The sequence below is a fragment of the Arthrobacter arnarulunnguaqae genome (assembly GCF_051262515.1).
Classification (GTDB): domain Bacteria; phylum Actinomycetota; class Actinomycetes; order Actinomycetales; family Micrococcaceae; genus Arthrobacter_N.
This window is the reverse complement of record NZ_JBIMER010000006.1, coordinates 131,202-144,437: the sequence shown is the minus strand read 5'-3', so window position 1 is coordinate 144,437 and position 13,236 is coordinate 131,202. Positions and strand designations below refer to the sequence as shown.

Below are 13,236 nucleotides of genomic sequence, written 5' to 3'. Positions count from 1 at the left end.
TGGCGGGCCGGGCTGCGGCGCCCGGAAGGTCTGCGGTCCTGCCGCCCGCCGGGCTCGTGCCGGGTGCGGACTGGGTCTTTGCTGCCACGATGACTCCCAACCAGGGCGCGAGCCCTAGATAATCGCTACGGGTGTGCCGGAGCGGCCGCGAGGCCGGTTCCGGCCTCCCGCGTTCTTGAGAGAAATCCTCAACGGGTGGCCTTTCCGATCGACTGGCCCTGTTGCCGGCCGATGTCCCAAAAGTAGCCCCGCGGCACGCCAGGAGGGCATCGACGCACCGGCGTTTCGATTAATTTCGGATGAACGGCAGAACCAGGGCACGACGCCGGGGCCCGGCTAGCATCCGAAGCGTCGCTGCCGGTCCGCGAAGTCGCGCAACGCGCGCAGGAAATCGACCTTCCGGAAGTCCGGCCACAGCGCCTCGCAAAAATAGAACTCGCTGTAGGCGCTTTGCCAGGTCATGAACCCGGAGAGACGCTGCTCCCCCGACGTGCGGATGACGAGATCCGGATCCGGCTGGCCACGTGTGTAGAGGAAGCGCGAAACGTCTTCGATCCCGAGTTCGTCGGCGACCTGCGCGGCGGACTTTCCCCGGGCGTGCGCGTCCCGGAGGAGCTCCTTCACCGCGTCCACGATCTCGCGGCGGCCCCCATAGCCGACGGCCACGTTGACGTGCAGTCCCCGTGCCCCGCGGGTGGATTCCGCCAGCGCGGAGAGCTTGTCGGAGAGGTAGTCCGGAAGCAGTTCCTGCGCCCCGACGGGCTGGATCCGCAGTCCGGGATTGGCGCCGAGGCGGTCCAGCATGTTGGCGATGATGCCCATCAGCTGGTCCAGCTCGTCGCTGGAGCGGTTCATGTTGTCCGTGGAGAGCATGTACAGCGTCACGGTGCCGATCCCGAACTCGTCGCACCAGCCCAGGAATTCCAGGATGTTGTCCGCCCCGGCCTGGTGGCCGTGGGACGTCGGCGCGCCGGCGAGCTTCGCCCAACGCCTGTTCCCGTCGACCATCATGCCGATGTGCCGCGGAAGCTTCTCCGGTGGCAGGTCCCTGCTGATGACCCGCCCGTAGAGTCGATAGAGGAGCTTGGGCAACCTCACCACGCGTCCTCCGATTCCGTCGTCGCGGCCCGGCCCACCTCGGGCCGCCGCACAGCCAACGCTACCCGCTACCGCGCCCGTCCGCCCAAGCCCTCAGCACGTGCACCGGGGCCACGCCGCCCGGAAAGGCCGCCCGACGGCCCCTCACCGGGCAACCACCGCACTTGTTACCCGTGAGTACGGATAGAATTGGCTTCATGCCCACGCATGGCGGCGACGCCCCCTTGACCGATGAACTGAAACCGCATCTTCGCGGCTGGCTCCACGCCGGCATGGCGCCGCTGGCCCTCGCCGCCGGCATAGTTCTCGTCGCGTTGGCGCCGTCGGCGGCGGGGAAGGCCGCGTCGGCGGTGTACGCCGTCACCGGCCTCCTGCTGTTCACCGTCTCCGCCATCTACCACCGCGGCAATTGGTCCCCGCCCGTGAAGCGGCTGCTCAAGCGGCTCGACCACACGAACATCATGCTGGTCATCGCCGGTTCCTACACGCCGCTGGCCTGGGCGCTGCTCCCGCAGGGCAAGGCCGCCTGGCTTCTGGCGCTGGTGTGGGTCGGCGCCATCCTCGGCGTCCTGTTCCGCCTGCTGTGGACCGATGCGCCCCGCTGGCTCTATGTGCCCGTCTACATCGTCCTGGGACTGGCGTCGATGCTGTTCATCGGCGACTTCTTCGCCGCCAACGTCGCCGCGGCCGTCCTCGTTTGTGTCGGCGGAGCCCTGTACATCGCGGGAGCCGTTTTCTACGCCCTCAAGCGACCGAACATCCACATCGAGTGGTTCGGGTTCCACGAGTTGTTCCACGCATTCACGGTGGGCGCGTTCACCTGCCACTACATCGCCATCATGTTCGCGGTCCTGGGAACCCGCTAGCCCCACTCGACATGTGCACCATTGCGCACATATGCTAGCCGGATGTTGAGCGTCCTCCGAAACCCCACGTACGCCCGCCTCTTCGCCGCCCAGGTGCTTGCCCTGTTCGGCACGGGCATCCTGACCGTGGCCCTCGGCCTGTTGGCCTTCGACCTCGCCGGCGAGCGGGGCGGAGCCATCCTCGGCACCGCCATGACCATCAAGATCGCGGCCTACGTGTTCTTCGCGCCGCTGGTCTCCGCCGTCGTCGGCCGCTTGCCGCGCAAGGCCGTGCTCATCGGCGCCGACGCGGTCCGCGGGCTCACCGCGCTCTGCCTGCCGTTCGTCACGGAAGCCTGGGAAATCTACGCCCTCATCTTCCTGCTCCAGGCTGCCTCGGCGACGTTCACCCCGACGTTCCAAGCCCTGATTCCGGCGGTCCTGCCCGACGAGCGGGACTACACCCGCGCCCAGTCGTGGTCCCGGATCGCCTACGACATGGAATCGATCCTCAGCCCGCTGGCGGCCGCGGCCCTGCTGAGCCTGATCTCCTTCCACAACCTGTTTTCCGTCACGGCCGCCGGGTTCGCGTGCTCGCTCCTGCTCGTGGCCGCCACCCGTCTGCCGCGCGTCGCCGACTCCGCCCGGGGATCCCTCTGGCGGCGCACGACGGCGGGCACCCGCATCTTTGCGACGAACCCCACGCTGCGGGCGCTCTTGGCGCTGGACCTCGTGGTGGCGTGCGCCTACGCGACGGTGCTGATCAACACTGTGGTGCTGGTCAAGGGGCCGCTGGGCCTGGGGGACGCCGAACTCGGCATCGCCCTGGCGGTGTTCGGCGCGGGGTCGCTGGCGGTGGCGCTCGCCCTACCCCGGTGGATCGACGCCCGCGGCGAGCGTCAAGCGATGCTGGCCGGATCCACCGTGGTGGTGGCGGGACTGGCGGGAACCCTGCTGGTCAGCCAGGGCCCACCGGGCGCCGCCTCGTGGCCCGGCCTGCTGGCCTCGTGGCTGCTGCTCGGGGCCGGAACGTCGATGATTTCGACGCCGGCCGGGATACTCCTGCGCCGCGCGTCGTCGCCCGAGACCCGCACGGCGGTCTTCGCCGCCCAGTTCTCGCTCTCGCACGCCTGCTATCTGCTGACGTATCCGCTCGCCGGTCTCGCCGGGGCGGCACTGGGACTGGGGACGGCCGCATCGCTGATGCTGTTCCTCGGGCTGGTGGGCACGGCCGCCGCCGTCGTGCTGTATCCGCGCCGCACGCCTAGGCTGGTGCGATGACCGAGCCCGGCGCTTCCCCGATCCACCCGATGGCGCCGGACGCCGAGCGCCTCGGCGCCGCCGCGTCCATGTTCCGCCTGATGTCCGACGAGACCCGCCTGAACATCCTGTGGTTGCTGACCGAAGGCGAGCGGGACGTCGCGGGACTCAACGCCGCCTGCCCGGGATCACGCACCTCGATCAGCCAGCACCTGGCCAAGCTGCGCCTCGCGGGGATGGTGGACGCCAGGAGGCAGGGACGCCGCGTGCTGTACCGGCTCACGGACGGCCACCTCGTCCGGCTCCTCCGCGAGGGCTACAACGCCGCCGACCACCGCGTGACCGGCGAGGCGCACCACCGCTGAGCGGCGGGGCGGAACCGGCGCGGAACGCTACGGGCGCCCGCGGCCCTCCCCGTCGGACTCGTCCGGCGGGACGCCGTCGCCTGCGGCACGTTCCTCCGCGTCGTCGTCCCGCAGCAGGCGCCCGCGTTCGACCAGCTCCTGCTGGCGATCCTCCGCCTGGGCCGTGTAGCGCACCCGGCGAATGCGGCGGACCATGTCGCGGATCAGGAAGATCACGACGATGACCAATAGGGCGGTGGCGACAAAGCCCGCGAATCCCGGGCCGATCTCGCGGGCCGCATCCCCGGTGGGGACGGACGGCGCCGAGCTGGCGGAGACGGCGAATGGGTACATCAGGTTCACAGGGCGGCTCTTTCTGGTGCGTCGCCGGCCGGCGCCGGCGCACATCCATCCTAGCGCGGGCGCGGCCGGCCCCGCCTACCGCAGCCCGGCGAAAAGGTCGCTTTCCGGCACCGACGTCTCGACCCTGGACGTCACGAGGGTGAAGTCCTCCCACGGCCAGTGCTCGGCGTAGACGTTCGTCGGAACGGCGAAGAAGAACCCCTCGGGGTCGATCTGCGTCCTGTGCGCCAGCAGCGCGCGGTCGCGGTGGCCGAAGAAGTCCGCGCAGGCGATTTGTGTGGTCGTGGAGTGCGGATTGGCCCACGGGAACATTCCCTCCTCCGGGTGCTCCTCCCAGGACTCGACCCGCTCGCGGTAGGGCGATTCCACGCCGCGGGAAAGCATCCCGTAGTGCAGCGCGCGGAAGCGGTCCGGGCTGAAGGCGCGGTCGAAGTACAGTTTCGACGGCGCCCACGGCTCGCCCAGACCGGGGTAGCGATCCGCGTCCCCGGCCGCCTCGAAGGCCTCGACGGCGACGCGGTGCGCCATGATGTGGTCCGGGTGCGGGTAGCCGCCGTTCTCGTCGTAGGTCGTGACGACGTGGGGGCGGAACTCGCGGATGAGACGGACCAGCGGCGCCGCGGCCCGCTCCAAGGGCTGGAGCGCGAAGCATCCGAACGGCAGGGCCGGCAGCGGATCGCCTTCGGGAAGCCCCGAGTCGACGAAGCCCAGCCACCGGTGCGTGATCCCCAGGACCTCGGCGGCCTCGGCCATTTCCTGGCGCCTGAGGCCGGCAAGGTCGCGGTGCGCGTGCGCAAGCTCACCGGCCGCCGCGTTGAGGATGTCGCCGCGCTCCCCTCCCGTGCAGCTCGCAACCATGACTTCGGCCCCGGCCGCCACGTAGGCGGCCATCGTTGCGGCGCCCTTACTCGACTCGTCGTCGGGGTGCGCGTGCACGGCAAGCAGGCGCAGTCCATCGGACGGCGGAATCGGGACAATACGGGGGTTTTCCACTGGGTGTTGCTCCCTCCGGTTCCGGTGCGGCCGGTGGGCAGCAGCCGGAAAGGACATAGACTGGACGGGATGAATTCCCACCAGTCAGCGGCCGCCGGGAGTCCGGACAACGCGCCGGTCTCAAGCCTAGCCAATCGCTATGGCGCGCCCAAGCGCGCCATCGCCCCGCGGCAAAGAAATATCGCCATCATCGTGGCCCTCGTGCTGTCGGTGGCCGCCGCGGGCCTGTTGGCCGTGTGGAACACGCAGGACATCACGTCCAAGGACATTGCCTTCGAGATCAACTCCCCCGCGTCGGCCACCGTGGTCTTCGACGTGGACAAGAACGCCGCGGACAGCGTGGAGTGCTCCGTCCGCGTGCTCAACGAGAGCTACGCCGTCGTCGGCTGGAAGACTGTCGTGCTGGAAGGCGGCAAGGGAAACGGTCGCGAAAAGACGCGGCAGGTCGTCGACATGCGCACGGAATCCCTGGGCGTCACGGGCGGCGTCGGCTCCTGCTGGGAACGCTGACCCGCGGACTTGCGCGCCACATGGCGCGTCGCCGGTTGGGGTTTGGCCAAGATAGTGGCTAAAATGTATCTAATACGATCCACCCCGCCATCGTTGGTGAGCGAATGCCTTCACCAACCCGCAGGCGGGGTCTTTGCTTGAGAGGGCACTTCCCGCCATGGGGAGCGCCTCCTGGAGTCAGAGGAAGTTCTGCGGCCGGACAGGCGTCCGGCCCATCACTACAAGGAGAAGTACGTGCCCACGAACAATGAAGCAGTCGTCTGGCTCACCCAGGAGGCCTTCGACCGCCTGACCGTCGAACTCGAACACCTGCAGGGACCGGGTCGCTCCGAAATCGTGGACCGAATCGAGCAGGCCCGCTCGGAGGGCGACCTCAAGGAAAACGGCGGCTACCACGCCGCCAAGGAGGAGCAGGGCAAGGCCGAGGCCCGCATCACCTACCTCAAGGACCTCCTGCAGAAGGCCCACGTCGGCGAGTCCCCCGCGGACGACGGCATCGTCGAGCCCGGCATGCTGGTCGAGGCCGTCATCGCCGGCGACGACACCACCTTCCTCTTCGGCAGCCGCGAGGTCGCCGGCGACTCGGGCCTCGAGGTCTACAGCGAGCGCTCCCCCATCGGCGCCGCCGTGCACGGCAAGAAGGTCGGGGACAAGCTCTCCTACACCGCGCCGAACGGCAAGGACATCAGCGTCGAAATCGTCTCCGCCAAGCCCTTCCAGGGCTAGCCGAGGCGCCACAAAGGGCGGGCCGGTCACCTTTCGGTGGCCGGCCCGCCCTTTTCGCGCCGGGCCGCCCGACGGACTAGGGGTGCACGACGACGGGTTGGAAGCCCTCGGCGCGGAGGTTCTGCAGCACCTGCTCGGAATGGATGTGGCCCTTGGTTTCCATGTCGATCGTGATGGCCACGTCGCCCATGCTCAACGAACCACCGACACGCGTGTGGTCCACTCGGGTCACATTGGCGTCGGACTCCGCGATGACGCGCGAGATCGTGGCCAGTTCGCCTGCCCTGTCGTCCAGCATCATGCGCACCGTCAGGTAGCGGCCGGCGACGGACAATCCGCGCTGGATCACCTTAAGCATCAGCAGCGGATCGATGTTCCCGCCCGAGAGGATGACGGCCGTCTTCTTGGACTCGATGCCCATCTCGGCCAGCTTGCCCTCCAGCAGCGCGGCGACTCCCACCGCGCCGGCGGGCTCCACCACCAGCTTCGAGCGTTCCAGCAGGAAGACCAGTGCGCGCGCCAGCGCGTCCTCGCTGACGGTGACGACGTCGTCGACGAGCTCCCGGATGATCTGGAACGGCAGCTGGCCCGGGCGCCCCACCGCGATGCCGTCGGCCATCGTCGAGACCTTCTCCAGCGGCACGAGGGCGTCGGCCGCGAGGGAGGGCGGGTAGGCCGCGGCGTTTTCGGCCTGGACGCCGATCACCCGGATGTCGCGGCCCAGCTCCAGCGCCTTGGCCTTGATGGCCACCGCGACACCGGCCAGCAGCCCTCCGCCGCCCACTCCCATGAGGACCGTGTCGACGTCGGGCAGCTGTTCGAGCACCTCGAGGCCGATGGTTCCCTGGCCGGCGATGATGTCGGCGTTGTCGAACGGGTGGACGAAGACCGATCCGGTGGCGTCGGCATACCGTTTCGCCTCGGCCAAGGCCTCGTCCACGTTGTGGCCATGCAGCACGACCTCGGCCCCGTGGTCCTTGGTCGCCGTGAGCTTGGGAAGCGCGACGCCGAGCGGCATGTAGATGCGCGCCTTGATGCCGAGCCTGTCCGCGGCGACCGCGACGCCCTGCGCATGGTTGCCGGCCGAGGCCGCCACGACGCCGCGCGCCCGCTCCTCGGGCGAGAGCCTGGCCATGCGCACATAGGCCCCGCGGACCTTGAACGAACCGGCCTTCTGCAGGTTCTCGCACTTGAGGAACACTTCCGATCCGGTCACCAGGCCGATGGCGCGCGAGTGCTCCACCGGCGTGCGGGCAATCACCCCCTCGAGGAGTTTCGCCGCCGATTCGACGTCCGCGAGGGTGACTGGTGCGGTCTTGGTGTTCATGTCCGGCTTTCTCGAGGGGTCGTTGTTCATGGGGTGCCTACCGTGCCTGGGACGAACGGCCCCGCGCGCGGCGGCCCCTCGCCGTCCGTGTCCGCCGGGGCCTGTCCGGCAGGCGGCGGCGGATTCGCGGCGGGACCGTCGGCGTCCCAACCGCGACCGGCGATATAGCGCACCATCGTGCTCAAGACGGCCATCACGGGAACCGCGAACAGGGCGCCGGCGATGCCCGCGATCATCGAGCCGCCCGCGACGGCCAGGACCACCGCCAGCGGGTGCAGGCTGACCGCCTTGCCCATCACCAGTGGCTGCAGGATGTGCGACTCCGCCTGCTGCACAATCAGGACGATCGCCAGCATGATCAGCGCGTTGACCCACCCGTTGGCCACGAGCGCCAACAGCACGGCCAGCGCGCCGGTCACCAGCGCACCGAGAATAGGGATGAAGGATCCGATGAAGACCAGCACGCCGAGGGGCAAGGCCAGCGGCACCCCCAGGATCAGCGCGCCGAGGCCGATGCCCACGGCGTCCACGAACGCGACAAAGAGCTGGACGCGGACGTAGTTGACCAGTGTCCGCCAGCCCAGGCGTCCGGCACCGCCGGTTGCGGCCTGGGCCTGCCGGGGCATCAGGCCGACGAGGAATCGCCAGATCCGGCCGCCCTCGAGCAGGAAGAACACCAGGGCGAAGACGGCCAGCAGGAAACCCGCCGCGAGGTGCCCGAGGGTGCTGCCCCAGGACAGCGCGCCGGTCACGATGGACGCACTGTTGTCCTGCAGTTCGCGCAGCGCGTTCTCGATGTAGCCGTCGAGTTCCTCGTTGGTGATCTGCAAGGGACCCGTGGCGAGCCATCCTTGGATCTGCGCGAGTCCGGTGAGGGCTTGGTCCCAAAGGGACGCGAAGCCGCGCGCGAGGGTGCGGCCCACGACGGAGAGCGATCCGACGACGACAGCGAGGAAGCCGACGACGGTCAGCGCCGTGGCGACGCCGTTGGGCAGCCCGTGCCGCCGCTGGAAGGAAACGATCGGCGAAAGGAGCCCGGACAACAGCGCCGCGACCATCACCGGGATGACGAGGAGCGACACATGGGACAACAGCCAGACGACGATGCCCGCGGCGAGGATGATGGCGATCATCCTCCACGACCAGGCGGCGGCGATGCGCACACCGTACGGGACGTCCTCGTCCGGCGCCCGCCGCGGCAGCGGTGGCGTCACAGCCATGATTGGATGCCCCAGGTGCCGGACAGGCTTTCGCCGGCGGCCAAGCGGACGAGGCCGTTTCCGCTGTTGTAGGCGTCGGCCGGCGCGGACATGGGCTCCACCGCGACGGCGAGCGGCCGGCCGCGGTAGGTCTCCGTCACGAAGATCTGCGCGTAGGCGAATGTGGCATCGGCCCATAGAGCCACCTTGCGGCCATCGGGGGCCTCGAGGACGTGCCGGTACGGGCCGTCGGCGTCCGGCACCAGCCCGGTGAGGGCCACGTCGACGCGCACTTCGTCGAGGCGTCGTCCGCGGCGGAAATCGACGTCGCCGGTGACGCCCTCCTCCGACGTCGGAATAAGTTGCCCGTCGGTGACCAGCCTGCGGTGTCCTTTCACCGTGAGCACCAGGTCCCCTATGGGTACGTGCCCGATCCGCAGGTAGGGATGCGCGCCGATGGCGGCGGGCGCCGAACCGGCTCCGTGGTTCAGGAGCTCCTGGCTCACCGCCAGGTGTCCGTCGTCGTCGAGGGCGTACTTCGCCGTGTGCGTCATGCGGAAGGGGAAGCCGTGCTGCGGAAAGATCTCCCCCCGCAGCGTCACGGACGCGGGTTCGACGGACACCGGCGCATACCCGGTGTTGCGCAGCAGTCCGTGCGATGCGTTGCCGCGGGACGGTTCGGTGATGTCGAGTTGCTGGACCTTGCCGTCCAGTGTCCACCGGCCGTCGCGGATCCGGTTGGCCCAGGGCGCCAAAAGGATTCCGGAGCCCGACGGCGGAAGCTCGTCGGCCGCGTACGGCTCCACCAGATCCAGGCCGTGCCTTCGGTAGGAACGCAACGAGGCGGCGAGTTCGGTGACCGTGGCCTCGGCGGGCCCGTTGCGGATCGTCCACTGGCGGCCCGTGGCGGCCGGTCCGGGGGCCTCCCGTTCTTGCTCGGTCATGGACTTACGTTAGCGCCATTGCGTGCCGCCGGCGGAATAGGTGACGATGGCGGCACCCGTTCGGGTGCCGCCATCGTTGGTTCGCCGTGAGCCGGGTGGCTACTGGGTCATTTCCCTGATGATCGCGATGATGCGCAGGATCTCCACGTAGAGCCAGACCATGGTCACGGTCAGGCCGAACGCGGCGGTCCAGGAGTACTTCTCGGGCGCGCCGTTGCGGACGCCCGCCTCAATCGACGTGAAGTCGAGGACCAGTGCGTAGGTGGCCATCAGGACGGCCAGTGCGCCGATCGCCAGACCGAACCAACCGGTGCGCATCCCGAACATGCTGTCGGTGACCCCGAACATCATCATGCCGAGGTTCACGAGCGAAAACACCAGGTACCCGACCATGGCGATCATGAACATCTTCGTCATCTTGGGGGTGGCGCGGTACTTGCCCGAGCGGTACAGCACCAGCGTGACGGCGAAAACGCTCAACGTCGCCGCGACGGCCTGGATCGCGATCCCCGGATACAGTGACTCCAGGACGCCGGACAGCCCGCCGATGAAGACGCCCTCGACTCCCGCGTAGAGCAGGATCAGCGCCGGCGAGGGCTCCTTCTTGAAGCTGTTGACGAGACCCAGCACCAGCCCGATCAGCACCGCCGGGAGCATGAGCCCGGGGAGCTGCCAGCCGACGAGGGCGCCGACGACCAGCAGTCCGAAGGACATCAGCGTCTTGGTCACGACGTCGTTGTACGTCATGCGTCCGGTGTCGGCAGGGCCGGCCGAACGCTGGCTGTACAGGTCCTCAAGCTGCTGGGCGTTCATGGTGGCCTGCGACTGCTGCGCCGTGGCCATGCCTCCCATGGAAGCCTGCGGATTGGTCTGTGAGCGGAAGGACTTCGAGTTGAAGACCGGATTTCCCCCGAGTGCCATTGATTCTCCTCAAATGGTTGTTGATGACAAGCCTACTGTTACAACGCGCAACAGCCGCCGATCTATCCCCGGATTGTCCACAGGGCGAAATTTTTCCCCCAAGGGAACCCCCGTCGCACGGCACAGAACCCCGCGCCGCGGTCCAACCCCTGGCCGGTTGTCAAGAATTGACAGTCGTTATCGTATTGCGACCTCCCAGGGAACATTAACTTGACTGACAGGAAACATAGCGGCGCTACGATAAGCGGTACTAGTGACACAGGTCACAGGCTTATCGCCGCACCGTTCATTCCCGCCCACAGGCGGGGACGCCCCCACACCGGAGGTCCACCACGTGATTCACTCCCGACGCCTGACCCGCTGGGGTTTCCTTGGCGCACTGATGCTGGCGCTGCTGGCATCTTTGTTCGCCACCGCGACCGCGGTCCACGCCCAACCATCGACGGCGACCCCGCAGATGGTTGCGGCGCAGGCATCCGAACAAGAGCTCGCCATCCGCGGAACCCTGCGCAACGGCCCGGAACCGTTGGAGGGGGTCCGCATAACCGCCACCGGCACCGGCTTTAGTGGCGAAGCCGTCACGGATGACAACGGACGCTGGGAAATCGTCGTCCCCGAGAAGTCCACCTACCAGGTGGAACTCGACACCGGCACTTTGCCCGACGACGCCCCGCTGGGCGAAGGCCAGCAGAACCCCCGCACGGTGGAGTTCGGAACGACGTCGAACGTCGGCGTGATCTTCCAGGTCGGCGAGGCGGCCGCGGCCACGCAGGTGAGCTTCGTGGACACGCTCGCGGAACGGGCGTTGGCGGGACTGAGCTTCGGCCTCCTGCTGGCCCTCGCCGCCGTCGGCCTGTCCCTCATTTTCGGCACCACCGGGCTCACCAACTTCGCGCACGGCGAGATGGTGACGTTCGGCGCCGTCGTCGCGTTCGCGCTCAGCACGACCGGCATGCCGGTGTGGCTCGCGATGATCCTCGCGGTCGTCGCCGGCGGCGCCTTCGGGTACGTCCAGGACTGGGGACTCTGGCGCCCCCTCCGGCGCCGTGGGTCCGCCCTGGTGCCGATGATGATCGTCAGCATCGGCCTCGCGTTGGCCGTCCGCTACATCATCCAGTTCTTCTTCGGCGGATCCACGCGGCAGCTCCCCGGTGCGCAGAGCCCGATCATCGAGTTCGGCACGGTGGGCATCACGCGGAACAACCTGACTTCTCTGGTCATCTCGCTGGTGGTCATCACCGTCCTCGGCCTGCTGCTCCTGAAGACCCGCTGGGGCAAGGCCACGCGTGCCGTCGCGGACAACCCGGCGCTTGCCTCCGCGTCGGGCATCGACGTCGATGCCGTGATCCGCATGGTGTGGGTGGTCGGTGGCATGCTCGCCGCGCTGGGCGGCATCCTGTGGGCGTACTACCGTCCCGGGGTGTCCTTCAACATGGGCCAGCAGATCCTCCTCCTGATCTTCGCGGGTGTCACCCTCGGCGGACTAGGCACCGTCTTCGGGGCCCTGATCGGGTCCGTCCTGGTGGGTCTCATGGTGGAGATCTCCACGATCTGGCTCGAAGCCGACCTCAAATACGTCGGGGCACTATTCGTTATGATCGCCGTCCTCCTCTTCCGGCCCCAGGGCATCCTAGGCCGCAAAGAGCGAGTGGGCTAGGAGAAAACCATGGACTTCGCAACCATCTTCGGAAACGCCCTCGGCGAGATCGTCAGCCCGCAAACGGCCGCCTACGCACTTGGCGCGCTCGGACTCGCCGTGCACTTCGGCTACGGCGGCCTGCTGAACTTCGGCCAGGCCGGCTTCATGGCCGTGGGCGCCTACGGCTTCGCCATCTCCACGCTGACCTTCGACGCGCCGCTCTTCGTCGCGGTGCTCGCGGCCATCGGCTGCTCGGTGGTCTTCGCCCTGCTGCTCGGCATACCCACGCTCCGGCTCCGGGCGGACTACCTTGCCATCGTGACCATCGCGGCGGCGGAGATCGTCCGCTATGTGGTGACGACCAACTCCCTCACCAGGGTCACGGGATCCGCCAACGGCCTCGCGTCCTTCGAGCGGACGTTCTACGCGATGAGTCCGTTCACGGCCGGATCCTACAATCTCGGCCCCCTGCGCTTCAACGATCGCAGCCTGTGGATCACACTGGTGGCATGGACGGTTGTGCTCCTGTGTGCCGGCATTGTCATGCTGCTGATGCGCAGCCCGTGGGGACGCGTCCTCAAGGGCATCCGCGAGGACGAGGACGCCGTTCGCTCCCTGGGCAAGAACGTGTTCGTCTACAAGATGCAGGCGCTGATCATCGGCGGCATCTTCGGCTCGCTGGCGGGCATCATCTTCACGCTGCCGACCGGGGCCGTACAACCGGCCAACTACGGCACGGAACTGACGTTCTTCCTCTGGACGGCCCTGCTGCTCGGCGGCATGGCCACGGTCTTCGGATCCGTGATCGGGGCAATGATCTTCTGGGTCGTGCTCTCGCTGACGCAGGGCATTCTGCTGGGTCTGATCCAGGCGGACGTCATCACGTTCCTGAGCGCCGCCCAAGCCGGGCAGTTGCGCTACATCCTCGTGGGCGTGGCGCTGATGGCACTAATGGTCTTCCGTCCGCAGGGAATCCTCGGCAACAAGAAGGAGCTGGCATTCGCATGAGCCACGCCGCACAACCGGCCGGATCCCCCCGGGACCACGGCGCAACCCTCACCGACGAC

The 13,236-nt window shown here is 68.2% G+C and carries 14 protein-coding genes; 7 read left to right on the top strand and 7 right to left on the bottom strand.

Annotated elements, in window-relative coordinates; genetic code table 11:
* Nucleotides 1-336: 336 nt before the first annotated feature.
* The gene (locus ACHAAJ_RS08080) at nt 337-1,098 is read right to left on the bottom strand and encodes an isoprenyl transferase (RefSeq protein WP_435727565.1); all 762 of its coding nucleotides are present in this window, start codon (nt 1,096-1,098) and stop codon (nt 337-339) included.
* Nucleotides 1,099-1,295: 197 nt separating this feature from the next.
* Between ACHAAJ_RS08080 and trhA the strand changes: the two genes are divergently transcribed.
* Genes trhA through ACHAAJ_RS08065 form a run of 3 tightly spaced genes read left to right on the top strand, consistent with a single transcriptional unit; the run spans nt 1,296 to nt 3,568 of the window.
* Nucleotides 1,296-1,964: a PAQR family membrane homeostasis protein TrhA gene (gene trhA, locus ACHAAJ_RS08075; protein WP_435727564.1), complete on the top strand. Its 669-nt coding sequence runs from the start codon at nt 1,296-1,298 to the stop codon at nt 1,962-1,964.
* 42 nt (nt 1,965-2,006) lie between these two features.
* Entirely contained in the window at nt 2,007-3,224 is a 1,218-nt protein-coding gene (locus tag ACHAAJ_RS08070) for an MFS transporter (protein WP_435727563.1), read from the top strand.
* Nucleotides 3,221-3,568 (top strand): ArsR/SmtB family transcription factor, encoded by a 348-nt coding sequence (locus tag ACHAAJ_RS08065; protein WP_435727562.1) that lies wholly within the window; start codon nt 3,221-3,223, stop codon nt 3,566-3,568. The genes ACHAAJ_RS08070 and ACHAAJ_RS08065 overlap by 4 nt, the downstream gene beginning before the upstream one ends.
* 27 nt (nt 3,569-3,595) lie before the next feature.
* Here ACHAAJ_RS08065 and ACHAAJ_RS08060 read toward each other — a convergent pair whose 3' ends face one another.
* Entirely contained in the window at nt 3,596-3,901 is a 306-nt protein-coding gene (locus ACHAAJ_RS08060) for a hypothetical protein (RefSeq protein WP_435727613.1), read from the bottom strand.
* Nucleotides 3,902-3,985: 84 nt separating this feature from the next.
* Nucleotides 3,986-4,903, bottom strand: a complete 918-nt coding sequence (gene mca / locus ACHAAJ_RS08055; protein WP_435727561.1) for a mycothiol conjugate amidase Mca — start codon at nt 4,901-4,903, stop codon at nt 3,986-3,988.
* Nucleotides 4,904-4,972: 69 nt separating this feature from the next.
* Between mca and ACHAAJ_RS08050 the strand changes: the two genes are divergently transcribed.
* Nucleotides 4,973-5,413, top strand: coding sequence for a DUF4307 domain-containing protein (locus ACHAAJ_RS08050; protein ID WP_435727560.1), 441 nt, complete (start codon nt 4,973-4,975; stop codon nt 5,411-5,413).
* Nucleotides 5,414-5,647: 234 nt separating this feature from the next.
* A complete protein-coding gene (greA, locus tag ACHAAJ_RS08045; RefSeq protein ID WP_435727559.1) occupies nt 5,648-6,139 on the top strand; it encodes a transcription elongation factor GreA in 492 nt (163 codons plus the stop codon).
* 76 nt (nt 6,140-6,215) lie between these two features.
* Here greA and ilvA read toward each other — a convergent pair whose 3' ends face one another.
* From ilvA to ACHAAJ_RS08025, 4 genes are all read right to left on the bottom strand, one after another.
* Nucleotides 6,216-7,466, bottom strand: a complete 1,251-nt coding sequence (ilvA, locus tag ACHAAJ_RS08040) for a threonine ammonia-lyase (protein ID WP_435727558.1) — start codon at nt 7,464-7,466, stop codon at nt 6,216-6,218.
* A gap of 26 nt (nt 7,467-7,492) precedes the next feature.
* Nucleotides 7,493-8,686: an AI-2E family transporter gene (locus ACHAAJ_RS08035; RefSeq protein ID WP_435727557.1), complete on the bottom strand. Its 1,194-nt coding sequence runs from the start codon at nt 8,684-8,686 to the stop codon at nt 7,493-7,495.
* Nucleotides 8,677-9,609: an aldose 1-epimerase family protein gene (locus ACHAAJ_RS08030; RefSeq protein WP_435727556.1), complete on the bottom strand. Its 933-nt coding sequence runs from the start codon at nt 9,607-9,609 to the stop codon at nt 8,677-8,679. The genes ACHAAJ_RS08035 and ACHAAJ_RS08030 overlap by 10 nt, the downstream gene beginning before the upstream one ends.
* A 99-nt stretch (nt 9,610-9,708) precedes the next feature.
* Complete coding sequence (locus ACHAAJ_RS08025; protein WP_435727555.1) at nt 9,709-10,530, bottom strand: Bax inhibitor-1/YccA family protein; 822 nt, start codon at nt 10,528-10,530, stop codon at nt 9,709-9,711.
* 382 nt (nt 10,531-10,912) lie between these two features.
* On the opposite strand from ACHAAJ_RS08025, the gene ACHAAJ_RS08020 reads away from it, so the two are divergent.
* Nucleotides 10,913-12,187 carry a branched-chain amino acid ABC transporter permease gene (locus ACHAAJ_RS08020; RefSeq protein WP_435727612.1) on the top strand — a complete coding sequence of 425 codons (1,275 nt, stop codon included), beginning with the start codon at nt 10,913-10,915 and terminating at the stop codon, nt 12,185-12,187.
* A gap of 9 nt (nt 12,188-12,196) precedes the next feature.
* On the top strand, nt 12,197-13,177 hold the full coding sequence (locus ACHAAJ_RS08015) for a branched-chain amino acid ABC transporter permease (RefSeq protein ID WP_435727554.1): 981 nt from the start codon (nt 12,197-12,199) through the stop codon (nt 13,175-13,177).
* The last annotated feature ends 59 nt before the right edge of the window (nt 13,178-13,236 follow it).

Coding starts and splice junctions, on each gene's coding strand:
- ACHAAJ_RS08020 (WP_435727612.1), top strand. CDS start 10,913: ATGCTGGCGCTGCTGGCATCTTTGTTCGCCACCGCGACCGCGGTCCAC.
- ACHAAJ_RS08025 (WP_435727555.1), bottom strand. CDS start 10,530: ATGGCACTCGGGGGAAATCCGGTCTTCAACTCGAAGTCCTTCCGCTCA.
- ACHAAJ_RS08070 (WP_435727563.1), top strand. CDS start 2,007: ATGTTGAGCGTCCTCCGAAACCCCACGTACGCCCGCCTCTTCGCCGCC.
- ACHAAJ_RS08035 (WP_435727557.1), bottom strand. CDS start 8,686: ATGGCTGTGACGCCACCGCTGCCGCGGCGGGCGCCGGACGAGGACGTC.
- ilvA (WP_435727558.1), bottom strand. CDS start 7,466: ATGAACACCAAGACCGCACCAGTCACCCTCGCGGACGTCGAATCGGCG.
- ACHAAJ_RS08030 (WP_435727556.1), bottom strand. CDS start 9,609: ATGACCGAGCAAGAACGGGAGGCCCCCGGACCGGCCGCCACGGGCCGC.
- trhA (WP_435727564.1), top strand. CDS start 1,296: ATGCCCACGCATGGCGGCGACGCCCCCTTGACCGATGAACTGAAACCG.
- ACHAAJ_RS08060 (WP_435727613.1), bottom strand. CDS start 3,901: ATGTACCCATTCGCCGTCTCCGCCAGCTCGGCGCCGTCCGTCCCCACC.
- ACHAAJ_RS08015 (WP_435727554.1), top strand. CDS start 12,197: ATGGACTTCGCAACCATCTTCGGAAACGCCCTCGGCGAGATCGTCAGC.
- ACHAAJ_RS08050 (WP_435727560.1), top strand. CDS start 4,973: ATGAATTCCCACCAGTCAGCGGCCGCCGGGAGTCCGGACAACGCGCCG.
- ACHAAJ_RS08065 (WP_435727562.1), top strand. CDS start 3,221: ATGACCGAGCCCGGCGCTTCCCCGATCCACCCGATGGCGCCGGACGCC.